This is a genomic window from Streptomyces sp. NBC_00158, assembly GCF_045160885.1.
In the GTDB taxonomy this organism is placed as follows: domain Bacteria; phylum Actinomycetota; class Actinomycetes; order Streptomycetales; family Streptomycetaceae; genus Streptomyces.
The window spans coordinates 6,436,038-6,453,100 of sequence record NZ_CP108161.1 but is presented as its reverse complement, the minus strand read 5'-3'; the positions used below and the strand labels follow the sequence as shown (position 1 = coordinate 6,453,100).

Genomic DNA, 17,063 nt, shown 5'->3' with positions numbered 1-17,063 from the left:
GTCCTCAGCCGGCGAACGGCACGGGGGCCAGGCCCCGGCCCGCGCCGGGCACGACGAACACGCTGCCCGCGAGCGGTTCGTCGTACTCGGGCGCGCGCCGGGCCGTGGTGACGTAGAGGTCGGTCAGCCCGGTCCCGCCGAAGCCGCACGCCGTGGTCAGCGCGGCGGGGAACCGGATCTCGCGGTCGAGCGCGCCCCCGGGCGTGTAGCGGCGGACCGCGCCGCCGCGGAAGAGGGCCACCCACACCCCGCCGTCGGCGTCGACGCACAGGCCGTCGGGCACCCCGGCCGTGCCGGTCAGCTCGACGAACGGACGCGGGCCGGAGGCCTCCCCCGCGGCCGGGTCGTAGTCGAGCACGTCGATGCGGCACGTCGGGGTGTCGACGAAGTACATCCGCCCGCCGTCCGGGCTCCAGGCGATGCCGTTGCTCAGCCGGGTGCCCGACAGCGCGCGGTGCGTGTCGCCCCCGGGGGACACCCGGCCCAGCCAGCCGGGGGCGGAGGGGCCCGCGATGGTGCCGACCCAGAGGCGGCCCCGCGCGTCGACGCCCGCGTCGTTGCCCCGTACGCCCTCGGCCGACCAGTCGGCGAGCGGACGCAGCGTCCCGTCGGGATCGCGCACCGCCACGCCGTCGCGCATGCTGAGCACCAGCCCGCCGCCGGCCCGGGGCTTGGCGGCGGCGACGGGCTGGTCGAACCGCAGGACCGTCCCGGTCCCGTCCGAGGGACGCAGCCGGTGCACCTCGCAGCGGTTCATGTCGACCCACAGCAGGGTTCCGTCGGCCGGGTCCCAGGTCGGGCACTCGGCGAAGGCCGCCACCGCGCGCAGCGCCACCTCCACTCCCATCACCGGCCCCCCGCCCAGACGGCCTCGGCCGCGTCGAGCAGGACCGCCGCCCCGTCACCGTCGAGGACGTCGGCGACCGGCAGTCCGAGATGGCGGAGCCGTCGTACGTTGTCCCGGCCGCGGGTGGCGATGCCCGCGACGGGGGCGCCGCCGAGGGCCTCGACCGTGCGGATCTCCGTCTCCAGGTCGGCGAGCGGCAGATGGTCCCAGTGGTAGCGGGAGGCGCGCCGCGGGTCGTGGGCGAAGACGACCGCGTCCGGCTGCGAGCCCTGGAGGATCGCGGAGGCCAGGCCGCCGAACGCCGGGTGCATGACGGACGCCTGGCCCTTGATGATCAGCAGGTCGTGGCGGGCGTCGGCCTGCTGGACCAGGTGCTCGACGAGGCCCGCGGCCTGGAACACCGGTGTCCGGTCGACGATCGCGCCTTCGGTGCATCCGGCGAGCAGGCAGGTCTGGCCGGTTCCCACGTAGCCGGAGTCGGTCCCGCGGGAAAGGGCTTCCCGGTGCATCTGGAGGGCGGTGGTGCGCTTCCCGACGACGCAGTCGCTGCCCGCGACGTGGATCAGTCTGGCGCGCCGCCGGGGGACCCGTCCGGAGTATTTGGGCAGTACGCCGTACGGGCGTCGCACGTCGACGATGCGCTGCCCCTCCGCCAGCATTCCGGCGAGTTCCGTTTCGCGCAGCTGCGCGTGGAGACAGGAGATGACGTGCAGGCCGCCGCGGACGGCGGTGCGTATCTCCTCCCACCACAGGTCCGGCAGGTCGCCCGGATCCCTCGGGGTGTGGAGCAGTTTCCCGCCGGCCGATTCGCCGAAATCGGATTCGGTCAGCGCCACCACCAGTGCCTCGGGGCCGTACTTCATGGCCTCGGCGACGGAGCCGACGACCGGGACGTCGGTCCCCGGCAGCACGGACGCCGAGGTCGGGTGGGGGTGGGAGCGGTCGACGACCGCGACGGGGCGGAGCACCGTACTGTGCCGGATCACCCCCTGGACGGTCTTCCCCTCGGGGTGGGCGAACACCCCGTCGGCGAACAGAACGGCGGGTAAGGGGAGTCGGGTGAATTCCGAAAGAAGATCCATGTCGTCTCCCAACTACCTGGCCCCGGCGGTCATTCCGGTCAAATGCCGCGCCTCCGAGTGGAGTTCGTCACGGAAGGGGTCGCCCAGCGAGGCGACCGTCCCGTCCGGCCGCACGAGAACGGCGCACGGGCGGGCCAGCCCCAGCAGGGAGTGGCCGGTGCCGTCCGCGTCGGGGACCACCGTGACCCGGAGGGCGCCGTGGGCCTTGCGGAAGATGTCGGCCACTCCCCCGACGTCCCTGCGGTGCCTGCCCGTTCCGGGGAAGAGCAGGAGCAGCGGCGCGGGGTCGCCCAGCTCGTCGCGCAGCCAGCGCCCGCTCCGGGCGTCGAGCGGTACGTCCGGCAGCCGCATCCCGGTCCGCAGGTGGCCGGCCTGCCGCCGCGGGCCCGGATGGGCGAACGACAGCTGGGCCTGGCGCGGTACGACGACGCGGTTCAGGAGCCCGCTGCGTCCGGCGGCGCCCAGGGCCGCGTCCCGGGCGCGGGCGCGCCAGCCGCCCATCGTCCACATCCGGGTCTGCAGGTCGGTGTCGCCGACCACGGCCCGGGCGACCGTGAGCCGCTCCTCCTCCCAGCGCGCCAGCTCCTCCTCGCCCCACCGGCCCTCGCACACCCCCGCGAGGCGCCAGGCCAGCGAAGCGGCGTCCTCGATACCGGTGTTCAGCCCCTGGCCGCCCGCCGGGCTGTGGATGTGCGCGGCGTCGCCCGCCAGCAGCACCCGGCCGGAGCGCAGCCGGTCGGCGACCTTGCGGTGCACCCGGAACACACCGGTGCGCTGCTCGCCGAGGAGCTCGATCGGTACCGGGCAGCGCTCCGAGGCCGCGCGCTGCACGGCCTCCCGGGGGTCGTCCACCGCCAGGTCGGGAGCCGCGCTGACGAACGTCCGGTACATGCCGCCCGGCAGCCCCACCACCACCAGCACGCCGGCGGCCGACATGAAGTAGTGGACCTCGTCGTGGGCCAGCGGGGTGCGGACCGGGCCGTCCGTGAGCAGGAACTGCTGCGGGTAGGAGCTGCCCCGGAAGGGCACGCCGAGGACCTCGCGGACCCTGCTGTGCGCGCCGTCGCAGCCCACGAGCCAGCCGAAGCGTTCCGTCACCCGGCCCTGCGCCGTCTCCAGTCCGGCGCTCACCCCGGTGGCGTCCTGGGTGAAGGAGGTCAGGGAGGTCCCGAACTCGATCGTCCCGCCCAGCTCCCGGAAGACGTCCCGCAGGACCGCCTCCGTCTCCTGCTGCGGGATCGACAGGGCGTACGGGTAGCGGGTGCGGCGCATCCCGCCGAACGCCAGCCGGGCCACCCGCTCGCCCTGCGAGTGGTAGTTCTGGGCCCGCAGCACCACACCGCGGCGGTGCAGTTCGTCCGCGGCGCCGAACCGGGCCAGGGCCTCGATGCCCCGGGGCCACAGGGCGATCGCCTTGGAATGGGGGTTGGGGCGCTCGGAGCGGTCGACGACGCGCACCGGCACTCCGCGCCGGAGGAGTTCGATCCCCGTCACCAGCCCCACCGGGCCGGCTCCGACGACGAGCACCTGCGGTGATTCGTTCATGGTCCCACCTTCCTACGGATGTCTCTTTAGGCGCAGGCGTGCGCCTCTTGCGGGGCAGAACCGCCGGTCACGGCCCGCGCGCGTGCTTGTATTCCAGCCCTCGGACGGCGATGCGCACGGTGTCGCCGGCGGACTGACGGAGGTGCTGGCAGCAGTGGCCGGCCAGATCAGCTTCTCGGTGCTCGGGGCTCTCGGGGTCTCCGCGGGCACCACCCCCCACACCCTGCGCGGGCCGATGGTGAACAAGGTGATGGCCCTGCTCCTGCTGCGGGCGGGCCGGGTGGTGGAGACCGACACCTTCGTCGACGAGCTGTGGGAGGAGCGGCCGCCGCGCTGGGCGCTGAGCACCCTGCGCACGCACGTCTACCACCTGCGCCGCCAGCTCGACGAGGTCCTCGGGGCCCCCTCGCAGCGGCTGCTGCGCACCGGCCGGTCCGGCTACCTGCTGGACATCGACCCGGAGCAGCTGGACGCGACCCGGTTCACGCGGCTCTTGCGGGAGGGCGAGCGGCTGCTCGCCGCGGACCGGGTGGACGAGGCGGTGGCCGCCTGCGGTGCGGGGCTGGCGCTGTGGCGGGGCCGCGCCCTGGCCACGGTCCGCCCGGGGCGGGTGCTGGCCGGTCACGCGCAGTACCTGGAGGAGCTGCGCGTACGGGCCCATCAGGTGCGGGTCGAGGCGGAGATGCGCCGGGGCCGTCACACCCACCTCGTGCCCGAGCTGCGCGACCTGGTCGCCGCGCACCCCTTCAACGAGTGGTTCCACCACTCGCTGATCGAGTCCCTGCGGGAGTCGGGCCGCCGTGGTGAGGCGCTGAGCGCCTTCGAGGAGCTCCGGACCATGCTGCGGGACGAGCTGGGGCTCGAACCCGCCGACGGTCCGGCGTGGAGCGTGCTCGCGTGACCGGGTCGTGCGCCTGCCGCGCCCGCCGCGCCTGCCGGACATGGGCCTCCTCCGCCGTCGTCCTCCGCCTGGAGTCCCGATCATGGGGCGCCGCCATGAAAGCCGGATAAAAGCGTGGCGAGCACGGGGACCCGGGTCCTCGCGGTGCGTCCCGCGCGGGGGGTGGTCGCCGTCCTGCGCCTGCCGGGCGCGCGCGGGGACGCCGAAGGGGAGGGCCTGCACCCCGAGGAGCGGGCCCTGATGCGGGGCGTGCCGCCGGCCCGCCACCGGGACTTCGCGGCGGGGCGCGCCGCGGCCGCCGACGCCCTGCGGCTGCTGGGCCGGGCGGGGCCGGTGCTGCGCGAGGGCCGGCGCCCCCGGTTCCCGGCGGGGACACGGGGGTCCATCAGCCACTGCCGGGGTGCGGCCGCCGCGTGTCTGGCGGCCACCCGGCCGGACGTGTCCGCGGTGGGGGTGGACGTCGAACGCGTCGGCCGCCTCTCGCAGGAGGCGGCCGGACTCGTCTGCACACCGGCGGAGCTGGCCCTGGTCAGGGGCGGCGCGGCGGGCGCACGGCTCCTGACGGTGCTGTTCTCGGCGAAGGAGGCCTTCTACAAGGCGGCCACCGCCCTGGACCTGCCCCGGGAGCCGGTCTTCCAGGACCTGGAGGTCCTCCCGGACGCCGGGAACGGGAACGGGCTGCGCCTGGCCCCCGCCCCCGGGCTGCTCCCGGGCGGGTGCACCGTCCGGGGGCAGGTCCGCCACGAGGGCCCGTACGTGTGGACGACGGTGCTGCTCCGCGCCGGCGACGGCCCGCGGTGAGCCGCCGCCGGTCAGGGGCTCAGGCGGACTTCCCGGCCGCCTTGTCGTCCTGGGGCTGCGCCTCGGCGGGCGGCTCCGGCACGGGCGGGGTGCGGACCACGAGCGCGACCAGCACGGTCAGGGCTCCGAGTACGGCACCGACGCCGAATCCCCACCGGACGCCCGTGGCCAGGGCGCCGGTGGCGTCGGCGCCGTCGGCCGCGGCCGAGGCGGCGTGTCCCGTCATCACGCTGATGACCAGTGCGGTTCCGGCGGCGGCCGCGACCTGCTGGAGCGAGCCCAGGATGGCGGAGCCGTGCGGGTAGAGGTGCGGCGGCAGCACGGACAGGCCCGAGGTGAAGACGGGCGTGAACACGAACGCCATGCCGGCGCTCAGGGCCACGTGGAGGGCGAGCACCAGCCACGGGGAGGTGCCCTCGCCCGTGAGGGCGAACAGCGCGAGGCAGACCGCCGTGACCACGGCTCCGGGCACGACCAGGCGCGGGGCGCCGACCCGGTCGTAGAGCTTGCCGACCTGCGGTCCGAGCAGGCCCATGGTCAGGCCGCCGGGGATGAGCAGCAGGCCGGTCTGCAGCGAGGTGAGGCCGCACACCTCCTGGAGGTACATCGGCAGCAGGATGAAGGCGCCCATGAGGCCCATGAAGGACAGGCACATCAGGGCGAGCGCCACGGAGAAGTGCCGGAAGGTCAGGGCGCGCAGGTCGAGCAGCGGCGTGGACGAGCGCTGCAGGGCCAACTGCCGCCAGACGAACAGGGCCACCAGTACGGCGCCCACCACGGTCGTGACCTCGGGGGAGACCGGGGCCTGGGAGGCGTCCCCGGCGCCGAGCTCGCTCAGGCCGTAGACCAGTGCGCCGAAGCCCGCCGCGGCCAGCGGGACGGACAGCCAGTCGATCGGGCCGGCCTGCGGCTCGCCGATGTTGACGAGGGTGCGGCGGCCGAAGAGGGCCATGGCCCCCGCGATGGGCAGCACGGCCAGGAACAGCAGGCGCCAGCTGCCCAGCTGGAGCAGCACGCCGGAGACGGCGGGGCCGAGGGCGGGGGCGACGGAGATGACGAGGGTGATGTTGCCCATGACGCGACCCCGGTCCTGCGGGGGCACGAGGGTCATCAGCGTCGTCATGAGCAGCGGCATCATGACGGCGGTGCCGGCGGCCTGGACGACGCGGGCGGCCAGCAGTACGGGGAAGGCGGGCGCGGCGGCGGCCAGGGCCGTGCCGACGAGGAACAGCGCCATGGCCAGGCCGAAGGCGGTCCGGGTCGTCACGCGCTGGAGGAACCAGCCCGTGACGGGGATGACGACGGCCATGGTGAGCATGAAGGCCGTGGAGAGCCACCCGGCGGCGGCCGCGGTGACCTCGAACTCGCGCATGAGCCTCGGGATCGCATTGACCATGATCGTCTCGTTGAGGAAGACGACGAACGTGGACAGCACGAGGACCCGCAGCACGGCGGTGACGCGAGCGGGCGGGTGGGCGGGCGTTGCGGGAGATGCGGGGGGTACGGGCATGGTGCCTTCCGTCGGGTGAGCTTCCTGCGCGCGTGGCCGGACAGGAGGACGGACCTCGGCGCCGGGAAGAACTCATCGGTGTCACCCGATCCTGTCGGCAGCGCGGCCGGGGCTCAAACCATTTTGTCGGTCCGGAAGGGGCAGCGCGTCACTCCGGATGGTTCCGGATGTCCCGGCCGGGCCGGGGGCGCTAGCTTGTCGGCGACCCCGGCCCGGCCGGCGGTCCGTACGACCGTCCGACCGTCCGACCATCCGTCCGTCCGTCCGTCCGTCCGTCCGACCGACCGTCCGACCGAGAGTCCTGGGGGCTGTGATGCCGACGACCGCCGTCCCGCTCGGGGAACCGGAGCGCGAGGTGCTCGCGGCGGTCGGCTGCGGACTGCGGGACGACGAGATCGCCGCCGCCCTCGCGGTCCCCGAGGAGGCCGTGGCCGAGCGGCTCGCCCGGATCCTGGTGAAGCTCGGGCTGCGCGACCGGTCCGCCGCCATCGTGCACGCCTTCGACCTCGGTCTGGCCGTGCCGGGGCACGGTCCCCGGACCCGAACGGCCGGTCCGGTGCCGACCGCCGGGCCCCGGATACGGATCTCCGTGCTCGGGCCGCTGCGCGCGTGGCAGGACGGGCGGCCCGTCCGGCTGGGGCACCTGCGCCAGCAGGCCGTGCTGGCGGCGCTGGCCCTGGGCGCGGGGCGCACGCTCGGCCGGCGGGAGCTGCTGGACGGGGTGTGGGGGGCGGAGCCGCCGGAGGCGAACGTGGTGCCCGTGTACGTCTACCGGCTGCGCAAGGCGCTGCGTGCCGGGAGCGTCCCGGACCCGGTGATCGAACACGGCCCGCGCGGTTACCGGCTGGTCCCGGGCGCGGTCGAGGTGGACGCCGTACGGCTGGAGGAGCTGGCCGGGGAGATCGGGGCGGCGGACCGGGCCGGAGACGCGCAGGAGGCCGTCCGCCTGTGTTCCCGGGCGCTGGACCTGTTCCGCGGGGAGCTCCTGGCCGGGCTGCCGGGGCCGCTCGCCGAGCTGGAGCGGCTGCGGCTCACGGAGCGCCGGCTCGGCATCGCGCAGCGGAAGCTGGAGCACCAGCTGCGGCTGGGCCGGTGCTCCGAGGCGGTGGCCGAGCTGTACGCGCTGTGCGCGGCGCACCCCCTGAACGAGCCGGTGGCGGCGATGCTGATGCGCGCGCTGTACCGCGGGGGCCGGCAGGCCGACGCGCTGGCCGTGTTCGACCGCACGCGCCGGCTGCTGGCCGTGGAGCTGGGTGTTCCGCCGAGCGGGGTGCTGCGGCGGACGCACCGGATGATCCTGTGCGGGGGCCGGGCCTGACCCGCGGGACCCGGCCCGGCCGGCCGCGGGTCAGGCGGCGGCGAAGGCCCGTTCGAGCCTGGGGATCAGGTCCCGGAGGTCCTCCTCGCAGCATCCGGCGCTGTGGCCGCCGTCGCTTGAGTTTGGTGGTGCCGTTCTGGTTCTGGCCGGGTCTCGGCGTGGCGGATCGCCGGCCGGTCCGGCGGCCCCTGTCCGAAATTCCGGGTGACCGGGGCCGGGTGCGGGGCGGGGCCGGCACGGACGCCCGGTGGGCCGGTCAGGGGCCGGTCTCGAACGCGGGGGCCTCCAGGCCGCTCAGGCACTTCGTGTCCGGTGCGGCCGGGTTCTCGAAGAAGGAGACGGTGATCTCCTGGGCGCACTTCGAGGTCGCGAACACCACGTGGGGTTCGTAGGGGACCGTCACGACGTGGGCCCTGCTCAGGGTGCGGGCCACGTACGGGCCGTTGTCCGCGCCGGTCTGGGCGTCGAAGCCGCCGGAGATGGCGAGGGTGGGGATGTCGCCGTTCGTGGTGTCGCGGATCGAATCCGGCGCCGCCGCGACCTTCCACACGTCGCAGTCGGGCCGGAGGGAGTTGAGCTGCGGGGCCTGCTCCTGTACCGAACGGGGGAAGGACGGGAAGGCGTCCTGGCCTCCCTTGAGCGCCTGTTCCGGGGTCTCGAACGGGATCCACTCGCTGCAGAAGACTCCGTAGACGAGCCCGTGTGAGGTGGCCCCGATGGCCTGGGGGGCGAGCCTCCATCCCGCCCACTGCTGCGCGATCCGCTGCGGCTTGCCGTGCGCCAGGTCGTCGAGGGCGCGGGGCACCTGGGTCGCCGTGTGGGTCGCCGAGGTCATCCAGGTCACCAGGGCCCCGCCGTCCAGTACGACCTTCACCGGTTCGGAGCGGCCGGGGACGGTGACGGTGGTGGTGACCGGCTTGGCCTCCAGTTCGCGGACGAGGCGTTCGAAGGTGGCCGGGAGGTTCGGATAGCGGCTGTTGCACGCGGGCTGCTCCGCACAGGCCTTGAACAGGCCGTCGAAGCCCTGCCGGGCGCTGCTCCAGGCCGCGGCCGAACCTCCCCTGGAGGGCGGCAGGATGCCGTCGAGGCCGACCGCCCGGATGCCTTCCGGGTGCAGGCGCATGTACACCAGCGCCAGGTGGGTCCCGTAGGAGATGCCGAAGACGTTCCACTCCTTGAGGCCCAGCGCGGTGCGCAGGTCGGCGAGGTCGGCGGCGCTCTCGATGTCGTTGTACGCGCTGAGGTCGGCCCCGGTCGCGGCCAGCTTGTCGCGGCACGCCTTCGTCGCCTGGACGTGCAGGGTCTCGGTGGACGCCGCGTCGTAGACGAGGCCGACCACGCGCGCGTTGAACTCGTCGACGTTGGGGCAGGTGAGCGCCGGGTCGGCCGAGTAGGTGCCCCGCTGGGACATGAGGATCAGGTCGCGGTCGCGGTTGAGGCCGCCGTCGACCGCCATCTTCGCCTCTCCGACCGCGTCGTCGCCCGGTCCGCCGGCGAGCCAGACGATCGGGTCGGGCTTCGGCTGGGCGGCCTTGGCCGGCACGACCGCCACACCGAGCCTGATGGTGCGGCTGCCGGGCCCGGCCCGGTTCTCGGGCACGGTGAGCGTGCCGCAGCGGGCCCCTTCGATCTCCGGGACGGGGTACTGCGTCTTCGGGCAGGGGCCGGGCTCGTAGGTGGCGTCGCCCGCCTTCCCCGCGGCCGTTCCGACCGGCCCTCCGGTGTCGTCCCGCGCCTGGGCGGGGGCCGCCAGCAGGCCGGTGATGAGGAGCCCGGTCGCGGCGCCGGCCGCGGTGGCGCGGATCCGGCGTGCGGTGCGGCGGCGGGGCGCGCGGTGGGAAGCCATCATGTCCTCCCGGTCACTTCGGGGCGATCGTGAACGGTGCCGGCGCGAGGCCGGCCACGCACGTGGTGTCGGGTGCGGTCGGCCGTGCGAGGAACGAGGCCAGCACCTGCTGGGCGCACTTCGACTGCGGCACCACCCAGTGCCCGATCCCGGGGACCAGCACGGAGGTGGAGCGGGACAGGGTGCGTGAGGCGTCCTTCGCGTAGTTCGCCCCGGTCTTCATGTCGAAGGTTCCGGAGATGACGAGCGCCGGTACCGAGCTGACGGTGGCCACCCGGTGCCGGGCGGCGTTGTCGGCGACGTTCCAGACCTTGCACACGTCGTACTCGAAGGGCAGCTGCGGGACCTGGGCCAGGACCGTTTCCGGCCACCCGGGGAAGGCCTCGCGCCCGGCGGCCGCCACGTCGGGTTCCGAGGTGCCCGGGACCCACTCGGCGCAGGCGACCGACTGGGTCAGGCCGTGCGCCACCAGACCCTTGGGCTGGACCGCGTCCTTGGCGCGGCCCTGCGCGAAGCGCTGCGGGTTGCCCCGGCCCAGCTCCTCCAGGGCTGCCGGAATGTCGACCGGCTTGACGTTGAAGCCGACCATCATGTTCAGCAGGGTGCCTCCGTCGAGGACGACCCCGACGGGGTTCCCGGCGCCCGGCGGACGGGTGTTCAGCTTCAGGGGGTTCGCCTCCAGCTCGGCCACCTGCTCGTCCAGGGTCTTGTCGAGGCCGGGGTAGCGGCTCTTGCAGGCGGGCTGGGCCGCGCAGGCGTCGAAGACGGCGTCGAGGCCTTCCCTGGCGCTGCTCCAGCCCCACGGCAGGATCGTGACCTGCGGGGGGCTGGGCGAGTCGATCGCCAGCGAGCGGATCCCCTCGGGGTGCAGGCGCAGGTAGGTGAGGCCCAGGTTGCTGCCGTACGAGTACCCGTAGACGTTCCACTGCGGGATGCCGAGGGCGGTGCGCAGGTCGGCGAAGTCGGCCGCGTTCTCGGTGCTGTTGTAGGCGCTCAGGTCGGTGCCGTCGGCCGTCAGGCGGTCCCGGCACTCCTTGAACGCCTTCAGCACGAGCTGCTCGGCCTCGGGCGCGTCCCAGCCGAAGGCGACGGTCTTCTCGTTGGCCCGGTCGACCTCCGGGCAGGCGAGGTTCGGATGGTCGTAGAGGTTGCCGCGCTGGGCCATGACGATCAGTTCGCGGTCCTTGTTCAGACCGGAGTCGATCAGGAAGGGGATGTCGTCGAAGGTGTCGGCGCCGGGGCCGCCCGCCATGAACACCAGCGGGTCCGGGGCCGGCTTGGTGGTGACGGGTTTGATGACCGCGACGGCGAGCCTGATGGTCCGGCCCGGGGGGCGGGTCCGGTCCTCGGGGACTTCGAGGTATCCGCACCGTGCCGTGCCCAGCGCCTCGATCGGTTCGGGCGTCCTGGGGCAGGGGCCGGGCACGAACCGGGCGGACGGGGCCGCCGGGCCGGTCCCCGCGGGCTGCGCCGGTGCCCCCGCGGCGCCCTGTGCCGGGCCGGCCGCCGACAGGCAGGCGAGGGCGGCCGCGGCGGCGGCCGCGTGGAGGGTGTGCTTCGTCATACCGGATCCCGCTCCTCGGCCGACATCCCCGAGTTGCCCGCCGGGCGGCGCCCGGCGGTGCGGACGGATCGCACACAACCGACGCTACCGCCCGGTCGGGGCGCCTGCACATCGGTGGCGGGTCACCGGTCCTGGACGCGCCGGAACGGGTGCTCGGCCTCCAGCTGGAAGCCGATCTCCAGCAGTGTGCGTTCGCCGCCGGGGCGGGCGGAGAACATGACGCCGACGGGCAGTCCGTCCGCCGTCGCGGTCGGTGCGGGGAGCGAGAGCGAGGGGGTGCCGACGACGTTGTCGACGGGGGTGAAGGCCACGTACGCGAGGATCCGCGCGATCAGCGTGGCGTAGGGGACGGCCGGGCTGAGGTGGCCGATCGGCGGGGTGGTGTGGGCGAGTACGGGGGTGAGGACGAGGTCGTGGCCGCGGAAGGCGGCCGCGTAGGCCTCCTTGGTGCGCCCCAGACGGCGCAGCACCCCGGGGGTGCGCCGCCAGTTCTCCAGGTACGTCCCGCGCAGTCCGCGGCTGAGGGCGTCCATGCGGTCGCGGTCGAAACCGGTGCCGAGGGTGCGGCCGGTGACGCCCAGGAGGAAGGACAGCATGCCCCAGTAGGTGAGGAAGTCGTCGGTGAAGGAGGGGTCGATGGCCATCTCCACCGGCTCGACGGTGTGCCCGAGTCCGCGGAGCGCGGTCACGGTGGCGTCGACCGCCTGCCGGGTGGCGTCGTCGGACCGTACGCCGCTCGGCGAGTCGGCCAGGAAGCCGATGCGCAGCCGCCGGCCCGTCGGGCCCTCGGCCAGGCCTACCGGCGGCAGCGCGGGGTTGCGCCAGTACGTCTCGGCGGCCGCGAGGAAGGCGGCGGCGTCGCGTACCGAGCGGCTCACGACGCCGTCGCAGATGAGGTCGAGCGGGAGCCGGCGGCTCTGGTCGTTCGGCACGACCCGGCCGCGGGTCGGCTTGAGGCCGACGAGTCCGCAGCAGGCGGCGGGGATCCGGATCGAGCCGCCGCCGTCGTTGGCGTGCGCGAGGGGCACCGCTCCGGCGGCGACCAGCGCGGCCGCCCCGCCCGAGGAGCCGCCGGCGGAGCGGTCCGTGTGCCAGGGGTTGCGGACCGGTTCGGCGTCCTCGTACTCGGTGCTCGGGCTGAAGCCGAACTCGGGCAGCCGGGTCTTGCCCAGGACCGTGACGCCGCTGCTCAGCAACTGCCGGGCGAAGGGCGCGTGCCGCCGGGCCGGGGCGGGGCGGAAGGCGCTGCTGCCGTGGCCGGTGGGGAGCCCCTGGTAGTCGGTGTTGTCCTTGACGAAGGTGGGCACGCCCGCGAAGGCGCCGGTCGCCGCGGGGGTGGGGGCGGGGGTGTCCGCGTACGTCTCGACCGCGTGGAGACGGTCCTCGACCGCCCGGACCCGCTCCCGCGCGTCGCGGGCGGCTTCGGCGGCGGAGACCTCGCCGCGCCGGATCGCCGCGGCGAGGCCCACGGCGTCGTGCTCGCCCAGGGAGTCGTCCCGGAACGCGTGCACCCTGGTCAGGTTGTCGAAAGTGGTCACCGCTGATCAGCCCCCGCCCTGTAAGTGGTCGCCCGCCATCATTCCCTACCAGGAAGTAACACGGGAGGGGTTCAACGGTGTTGGCGCGATCATCCGCCGGGGTCCTCTTCCGGGCCCGCCAGGTACGCGATGCACTCCACGTCGATCTGGTCGGCGAAGGCCATCAGTACGCCGGCCAGGCCGAGGGTGGTCTTCGGGTCGAGCTCGGCCTCGCCCTGGTAGACGGCGTACAGCCACTCCCCCGCGAGGTGCCGCAGCAGGCCGGTGACCTCTTCGGCGGGGATCAGCACCCGGCCGTCCGGCACGCAGACCAGGGGGATGGACGCGTTCACGGCGGCACCTCCCTCGCTCCCCCGCCGGGCGGCGGTCCTCAGCTGCCGGGTTCGGCGGCCGCGATGGCGGCGAGGGCCGAGCCGGGGTCGCTCTCGACCGCGAGGTCGCCCAGGGTGACGACGCCCACCAGTTCCCCGTCCTCCGTCTGCACGGGCAGCCGGCGCAGCGCGCTCCGCCGCATGAGGGCGACCGCCTGGTGCACGTCGTCGCCGGGCCGGACGGTGAGCGGCTCGGCGGTGCAGATGGCCTGCACGGTCGTCTCGGCCGGGTCCCGGTTCTCGGCCATGCCCCGGATGACGAGGTCCCGGTCGGTCAGGATGCCGTGGAGCCGGCCCCCGTCGACGACGAGGACGTCCCCGATGTCCGCGTCCCGCATCACCCGGGCGGCTTCCGCCAGCGAGGTCAGCTTCTCGACGGTCACCGGGTTCGAGGTCATCACCTCGTGGACGCTTCGGGTCATGGGTCCTCCCGCTGCTGGAAGCGGCTCCTGGCGGGCGCCTACCCGCCCCGGCGGGCGGTACGCACACCCCCGCGCGCGGGGGCCCGGTCCGGCCCCGGGCCGACGGCGGCGGGGGACTCCCGGCGGGCGGCCAGGCGGCCGAGCAGGGAGGCGCGGTGGCCGGGGTCGGTCGCGAGGCCGATGGCGGTCCAGGCCATGAGCAGGCCTCCGTCGAGCACCGCGCGGTCGGCCTGGGCGGAGACCCCGTAGCGGGTGAACTCCGGGTTGTGCATGATCGCGTCCCCGCAGTCGTAGCCGATCATCGGGTGGATGGTGGGGACCAGGTGGGAGACGTTGCCCATGTCCGTAGAGCCGCCCCGCAGGGTCGGGTCCAGGTCCTGGACGCGGCGTCCGAGCTCGCGGGCGGCGGCGAGGTAGCCGCGACCCATGGCGAAGTCCTGGCGCAGGTCGGCGTAGCCGTTCCCGACGGTCTCCAGGGCGAGCTCGGCGCCGGTGGCCAGGGCCCCGGCCTCGAAGCAGGCCCGGACGCGGGCCTGGAGCTCGGCGAGCTCCTCGCTGGTGACCGGCAACTACACCGGGCCGCCACCAGTCAGCCGCAGCCACACCCCACACGTCAGGACGCACCCGTCCAGCCGGGGCCGGGCGGCCCGGGCTCCGGCCGGAGGGCCTGAACCGGCGCTGATCCGCCGGACGCCCCTGATCCGCACGCGGTCCGGCCGACGGGGCACGCCGGGCGGCCCGGCGCTCCGCCGACCACCGCCGGGTCGGCCGGGCCCGCCGGGTCGGCCGTGAGCCGCCGGGTCGGCCGTGAGCCGCCGGGCGCCCCCGTGCCCCCGCACGGCGGGCCGACAGGATGGACGGAGCCGTGGACACCGCCGCCGGAGGCCCCGCGCCGCCCGAGCTCGACGCCGTCGACCACGCGGTGCTGCGCATCCTGCACCGCGACCCGCGGGCCGCCTTCGCCGACGTGGCCGACGCGGTCGGGGTGCACGAGCGGACCGTCGCCCGCCGCCTGGAGCGGATGACCTCGACCGGGCACGTCCGCTTCACGGCCGCGCTCGCCCCCGAGTACCAGGGCGAGGGGATCACCGCGGAGCTGGCCGTGCGGTGCGCTCCCGGGCGGGTCCACGAGACCGCCCTGACCCTCGCCCGGCGGCCCGAGACCCGGTCCGTGGAGGTGGCCACGGGCGCCCTGGAGGTGTTCGCCGAGCTGAACGCCCCCGGCCAGGACGCCCTGCTGACCCTGGTCGACTCGGTGATCGGACGGCTGGACGGGGTGGTGGACGTGCACTCCAGCGTGGTGCTGCGGCTGCTGCTGACCGCCGGGGACTGGGCCCCGTACGACGACGAGCCGACCGAGGTGCGCCGGCTGGCCATGGCGGGGCTGGAACTGCCCGCGCCGCTCGCCGTGGACGGTCTGGACCGGCGGCTGGTGGAGCTGCTGGGCCGGGACGCCCGGATGTCGACGACCCGGCTCGCCCGCGAGCTCCAGGTCGGCGAGACCACCGCCCGGCGCCGCCTCGCCCGGCTGATGACCTCGCACATCCTGCACCTGCGGCTGCTGGCGGATCCGGCGGTGCTCGGCTATCCGGTGGAGGCCCGGTTCCGGATCGCGGTGGCGCACCGCCGGCTGGGCGCCGCGGTGCGGCTGCTGGCGGGCGAGCCGGCGGTGCGCCACCTGGTCGTCACCACCGGGGACGCGGGGCTGCTCGGCTACTCCAGCCACCGCGACCTGGCGGACCTGCACGCCTTCTCGTCCCGCGTCTTCGCCCGGCTGGGCGGGACCGCGCGCGTGGAGACCGCCCTGCTGATGCGGACCTACAAGCGGGCCGGGGCCGCGGAGCGCGCCTGACGGGGGCGCCCCCGCGGGTCAGGCGTCCATGGACTCGGCGAGCGAGCGGGGGCGCAGGTCGGTCCAGTGGGTGTCGACGAAGTCCATGCACGCGTCCCGGGTGTCCTCACCGAAGACGGCCGTCCAGCCGCCGGGCACCGGGGCGAAGGAGGGCCACAGCGAGTGCTGGCCCTCGTCGTTCACCAGGACGAGGAAACGGCCTTCGGCGTCGTCGAACGGATTGGTGCTCATGCTGGGTGCCTCCCCGGAACACGCTGATTAGGTTAGGCTCACCTGACTACGATGAGCCTAGACGTTCCCCTTGCCGCTCACAAGGAGACCCCGATGCGCCCCACGGACGCGGTCGACCGCCCTTCGGAGGGCGCCCGGAGCCCCTTCGCCGCCTACGGACTCCCCGGCGCTCCCGGCAGCGGGGAGTTCTGGACGGCCGTGGGCGCGGCGGGCCCGCCCTCGTCGGTGCCCGCCGGCGACGGCGGTGGCGGCGGCTGGACGACCCTGTTCCTGTGGCGCGGCTCCCCGGCGGACGTGGTCTTCGAGAGCTGGTCGGACCCCGTGCCGCTGCACCGGTGGGCCGGCACGGACTGCTGGTACGCCGAGGTGCCGATGCCCGAACGGCTGCGCGTGACCTACTGGTTCCGCGCGGACGGCGCCGCGTACGCCGACCCCTTCAACCCGGCCGGTGCGGGCGGCGACCGGTCCGTCGCCGCGACCCCGGACGCCCCCGCCCAGCCGTACTGGCCCGACCTCGGCCCGGACCCCGTGCTGCCCCTGCCCGCCGCCCGGATCCGCTGGGACGGCGGGGTGACCGGGAGGCGGCGCACCGTACGCCTCCATCCGGTGGGCGGCGGCGGGCCGTTGGTGCTGCTGCTCGACGGGGACGACTGGCTGTACCTGCACCCGGCGGCGACCGCCTTCGAGGCGGCCGTGGCCGCCGGCGCGGTGCCCCCCGTCACCCTCGTCTTCCTGCCCGCCGGGGACCGGGAGACCGAGTTCGCGTGCGGTCCGCGGCTGTGGGAGGCGGTCCGGGACGGGCTGCTCCCGCTGGTGGCGGCGTCCGGGGTGCCCGCGGACCCGGACCGGCTGGTGGTCGCGGGCCAGAGCCTCGGCGGGCTCAGCGCGGTGTACGCGGCGCTGGAGTTCCCGGAGCTGGTGTCCCGCGTGGCCTGCCAGTCGGGGTCCTTCTGGTGGACGCCGGGCGCCCCGGGCTCGGCGGACCCGCTGGGCGGGCCGGTCGGCGGCGCCGTCGCCGCACGGCTGCGCGGGCGCACCGACCTGTCCGGGCTGCGGGTCGCCTTCGACGTCGGGGAGCACGAGACGCGGATGCTGCCGCACTGCGCGCTGACCGAGGCCCTGGCCGAGCGGGCCGGCGCGGCCGTGCGCGTCTCGCGCTCGGCATCGGCGCACGACCGGGCGGGGTGGCGGCACGCGCTGCTGCGGGACGTCGCCTGGGCGCTCGGCTGATCCCC

16 protein-coding genes are annotated in these 17,063 nt (G+C 75.1%); 5 read left to right on the top strand and 11 right to left on the bottom strand.

Features of this window, described 5'->3' with window-relative positions:
• Positions 1 to 4: 4 nt before the first annotated feature.
• From OG553_RS29635 to OG553_RS29625, 3 genes are read right to left on the bottom strand one after another with little or no spacing between them, the layout of a single operon-like run.
• Positions 5 to 847, bottom strand: coding sequence for an SMP-30/gluconolactonase/LRE family protein (locus OG553_RS29635; RefSeq protein WP_405981900.1), 843 nt, complete (start codon positions 845 to 847; stop codon positions 5 to 7).
• On the bottom strand, positions 847 to 1,929 hold the full coding sequence (locus tag OG553_RS29630; RefSeq protein WP_405981899.1) for a DUF1611 domain-containing protein: 1,083 nt from the start codon (positions 1,927 to 1,929) through the stop codon (positions 847 to 849). Before OG553_RS29630 ends, OG553_RS29635 begins: the two co-directional genes overlap by 1 nt.
• 12 nt (positions 1,930 to 1,941) lie before the next feature.
• Positions 1,942 to 3,474 (bottom strand): FAD-dependent monooxygenase, encoded by a 1,533-nt coding sequence (locus OG553_RS29625; protein ID WP_405981898.1) that lies wholly within the window; start codon positions 3,472 to 3,474, stop codon positions 1,942 to 1,944.
• Positions 3,475 to 3,616: 142 nt separating this feature from the next.
• On the opposite strand from OG553_RS29625, the gene OG553_RS29620 reads away from it, so the two are divergent.
• Both OG553_RS29620 and OG553_RS29615 read left to right on the top strand, forming a co-directional pair.
• On the top strand, positions 3,617 to 4,375 hold the full coding sequence (locus OG553_RS29620; protein ID WP_405981897.1) for a BTAD domain-containing putative transcriptional regulator: 759 nt from the start codon (positions 3,617 to 3,619) through the stop codon (positions 4,373 to 4,375).
• Between the two features lie 114 nt (positions 4,376 to 4,489).
• Positions 4,490 to 5,176: a 4'-phosphopantetheinyl transferase superfamily protein gene (locus tag OG553_RS29615; RefSeq protein WP_405981896.1), complete on the top strand. Its 687-nt coding sequence runs from the start codon at positions 4,490 to 4,492 to the stop codon at positions 5,174 to 5,176.
• 19 nt (positions 5,177 to 5,195) lie between these two features.
• Here OG553_RS29615 and OG553_RS29610 read toward each other — a convergent pair whose 3' ends face one another.
• On the bottom strand, positions 5,196 to 6,686 hold the full coding sequence (locus OG553_RS29610) for a DHA2 family efflux MFS transporter permease subunit (RefSeq protein WP_405981895.1): 1,491 nt from the start codon (positions 6,684 to 6,686) through the stop codon (positions 5,196 to 5,198).
• Positions 6,687 to 6,999: 313 nt separating this feature from the next.
• Here OG553_RS29610 and OG553_RS29605 point away from each other — a divergent pair, with 313 nt between their 5' ends.
• Entirely contained in the window at positions 7,000 to 8,004 is a 1,005-nt protein-coding gene (locus OG553_RS29605) for a BTAD domain-containing putative transcriptional regulator (RefSeq protein WP_405981894.1), read from the top strand.
• Positions 8,005 to 8,260: 256 nt separating this feature from the next.
• Here the strand turns inward: OG553_RS29605 and OG553_RS29600 are convergent, their stop codons facing one another.
• The 6 genes from OG553_RS29600 to OG553_RS29575 form a co-directional block, all read right to left on the bottom strand.
• On the bottom strand, positions 8,261 to 9,850 hold the full coding sequence (locus tag OG553_RS29600; RefSeq protein ID WP_405981893.1) for an alpha/beta fold hydrolase: 1,590 nt from the start codon (positions 9,848 to 9,850) through the stop codon (positions 8,261 to 8,263).
• 13 nt (positions 9,851 to 9,863) lie between these two features.
• Positions 9,864 to 11,414, bottom strand: coding sequence for an alpha/beta fold hydrolase (locus OG553_RS29595; RefSeq protein ID WP_405981892.1), 1,551 nt, complete (start codon positions 11,412 to 11,414; stop codon positions 9,864 to 9,866).
• A gap of 122 nt (positions 11,415 to 11,536) precedes the next feature.
• Positions 11,537 to 12,952 (bottom strand): amidase, encoded by a 1,416-nt coding sequence (locus tag OG553_RS29590; RefSeq protein WP_405981891.1) that lies wholly within the window; start codon positions 12,950 to 12,952, stop codon positions 11,537 to 11,539.
• Positions 12,953 to 13,041: 89 nt separating this feature from the next.
• A complete protein-coding gene (locus OG553_RS29585; protein WP_405981890.1) occupies positions 13,042 to 13,284 on the bottom strand; it encodes a DUF6213 family protein in 243 nt (80 codons plus the stop codon).
• Positions 13,285 to 13,322: 38 nt separating this feature from the next.
• Positions 13,323 to 13,745, bottom strand: coding sequence for a CBS domain-containing protein (locus OG553_RS29580; protein WP_405981889.1), 423 nt, complete (start codon positions 13,743 to 13,745; stop codon positions 13,323 to 13,325).
• Positions 13,746 to 13,783: 38 nt separating this feature from the next.
• Positions 13,784 to 14,314: a hypothetical protein gene (locus tag OG553_RS29575; protein WP_405981888.1), complete on the bottom strand. Its 531-nt coding sequence runs from the start codon at positions 14,312 to 14,314 to the stop codon at positions 13,784 to 13,786.
• 296 nt (positions 14,315 to 14,610) lie between these two features.
• On the opposite strand from OG553_RS29575, the gene OG553_RS29570 reads away from it, so the two are divergent.
• Complete coding sequence (locus OG553_RS29570) at positions 14,611 to 15,597, top strand: Lrp/AsnC family transcriptional regulator (RefSeq protein WP_405981887.1); 987 nt, start codon at positions 14,611 to 14,613, stop codon at positions 15,595 to 15,597.
• Positions 15,598 to 15,615: 18 nt separating this feature from the next.
• Here the strand turns inward: OG553_RS29570 and OG553_RS29565 are convergent, their stop codons facing one another.
• The gene (locus tag OG553_RS29565; RefSeq protein ID WP_405981886.1) at positions 15,616 to 15,828 is read right to left on the bottom strand and encodes an MbtH family protein; all 213 of its coding nucleotides are present in this window, start codon (positions 15,826 to 15,828) and stop codon (positions 15,616 to 15,618) included.
• A 93-nt stretch (positions 15,829 to 15,921) separates the two neighbouring features.
• Between OG553_RS29565 and OG553_RS29560 the strand changes: the two genes are divergently transcribed.
• Positions 15,922 to 17,058: an alpha/beta hydrolase-fold protein gene (locus tag OG553_RS29560; RefSeq protein WP_405981885.1), complete on the top strand. Its 1,137-nt coding sequence runs from the start codon at positions 15,922 to 15,924 to the stop codon at positions 17,056 to 17,058.
• Positions 17,059 to 17,063: the final 5 nt, after the last annotated feature.

What these genes read in the sequence shown, in the direction of transcription:
- OG553_RS29635 (WP_405981900.1), bottom strand. Translation starts at nt 847, where the DNA reads ATGGGAGTGGAGGTGGCGCTGCGCGCGGTGGCGGCCTTCGCCGAGTGC.
- OG553_RS29630 (WP_405981899.1), bottom strand. Translation starts at nt 1,929, where the DNA reads ATGGATCTTCTTTCGGAATTCACCCGACTCCCCTTACCCGCCGTTCTG.
- OG553_RS29625 (WP_405981898.1), bottom strand. Translation starts at nt 3,474, where the DNA reads ATGAACGAATCACCGCAGGTGCTCGTCGTCGGAGCCGGCCCGGTGGGG.
- OG553_RS29610 (WP_405981895.1), bottom strand. Translation starts at nt 6,686, where the DNA reads ATGCCCGTACCCCCCGCATCTCCCGCAACGCCCGCCCACCCGCCCGCT.
- OG553_RS29605 (WP_405981894.1), top strand. Translation starts at nt 7,000, where the DNA reads ATGCCGACGACCGCCGTCCCGCTCGGGGAACCGGAGCGCGAGGTGCTC.
- OG553_RS29600 (WP_405981893.1), bottom strand. Translation starts at nt 9,850, where the DNA reads ATGGCTTCCCACCGCGCGCCCCGCCGCCGCACCGCACGCCGGATCCGC.
- OG553_RS29595 (WP_405981892.1), bottom strand. Translation starts at nt 11,414, where the DNA reads ATGACGAAGCACACCCTCCACGCGGCCGCCGCCGCGGCCGCCCTCGCC.
- OG553_RS29580 (WP_405981889.1), bottom strand. Translation starts at nt 13,745, where the DNA reads ATGACCCGAAGCGTCCACGAGGTGATGACCTCGAACCCGGTGACCGTC.
- OG553_RS29565 (WP_405981886.1), bottom strand. Translation starts at nt 15,828, where the DNA reads ATGAGCACCAATCCGTTCGACGACGCCGAAGGCCGTTTCCTCGTCCTG.
- OG553_RS29560 (WP_405981885.1), top strand. Translation starts at nt 15,922, where the DNA reads ATGCGCCCCACGGACGCGGTCGACCGCCCTTCGGAGGGCGCCCGGAGC.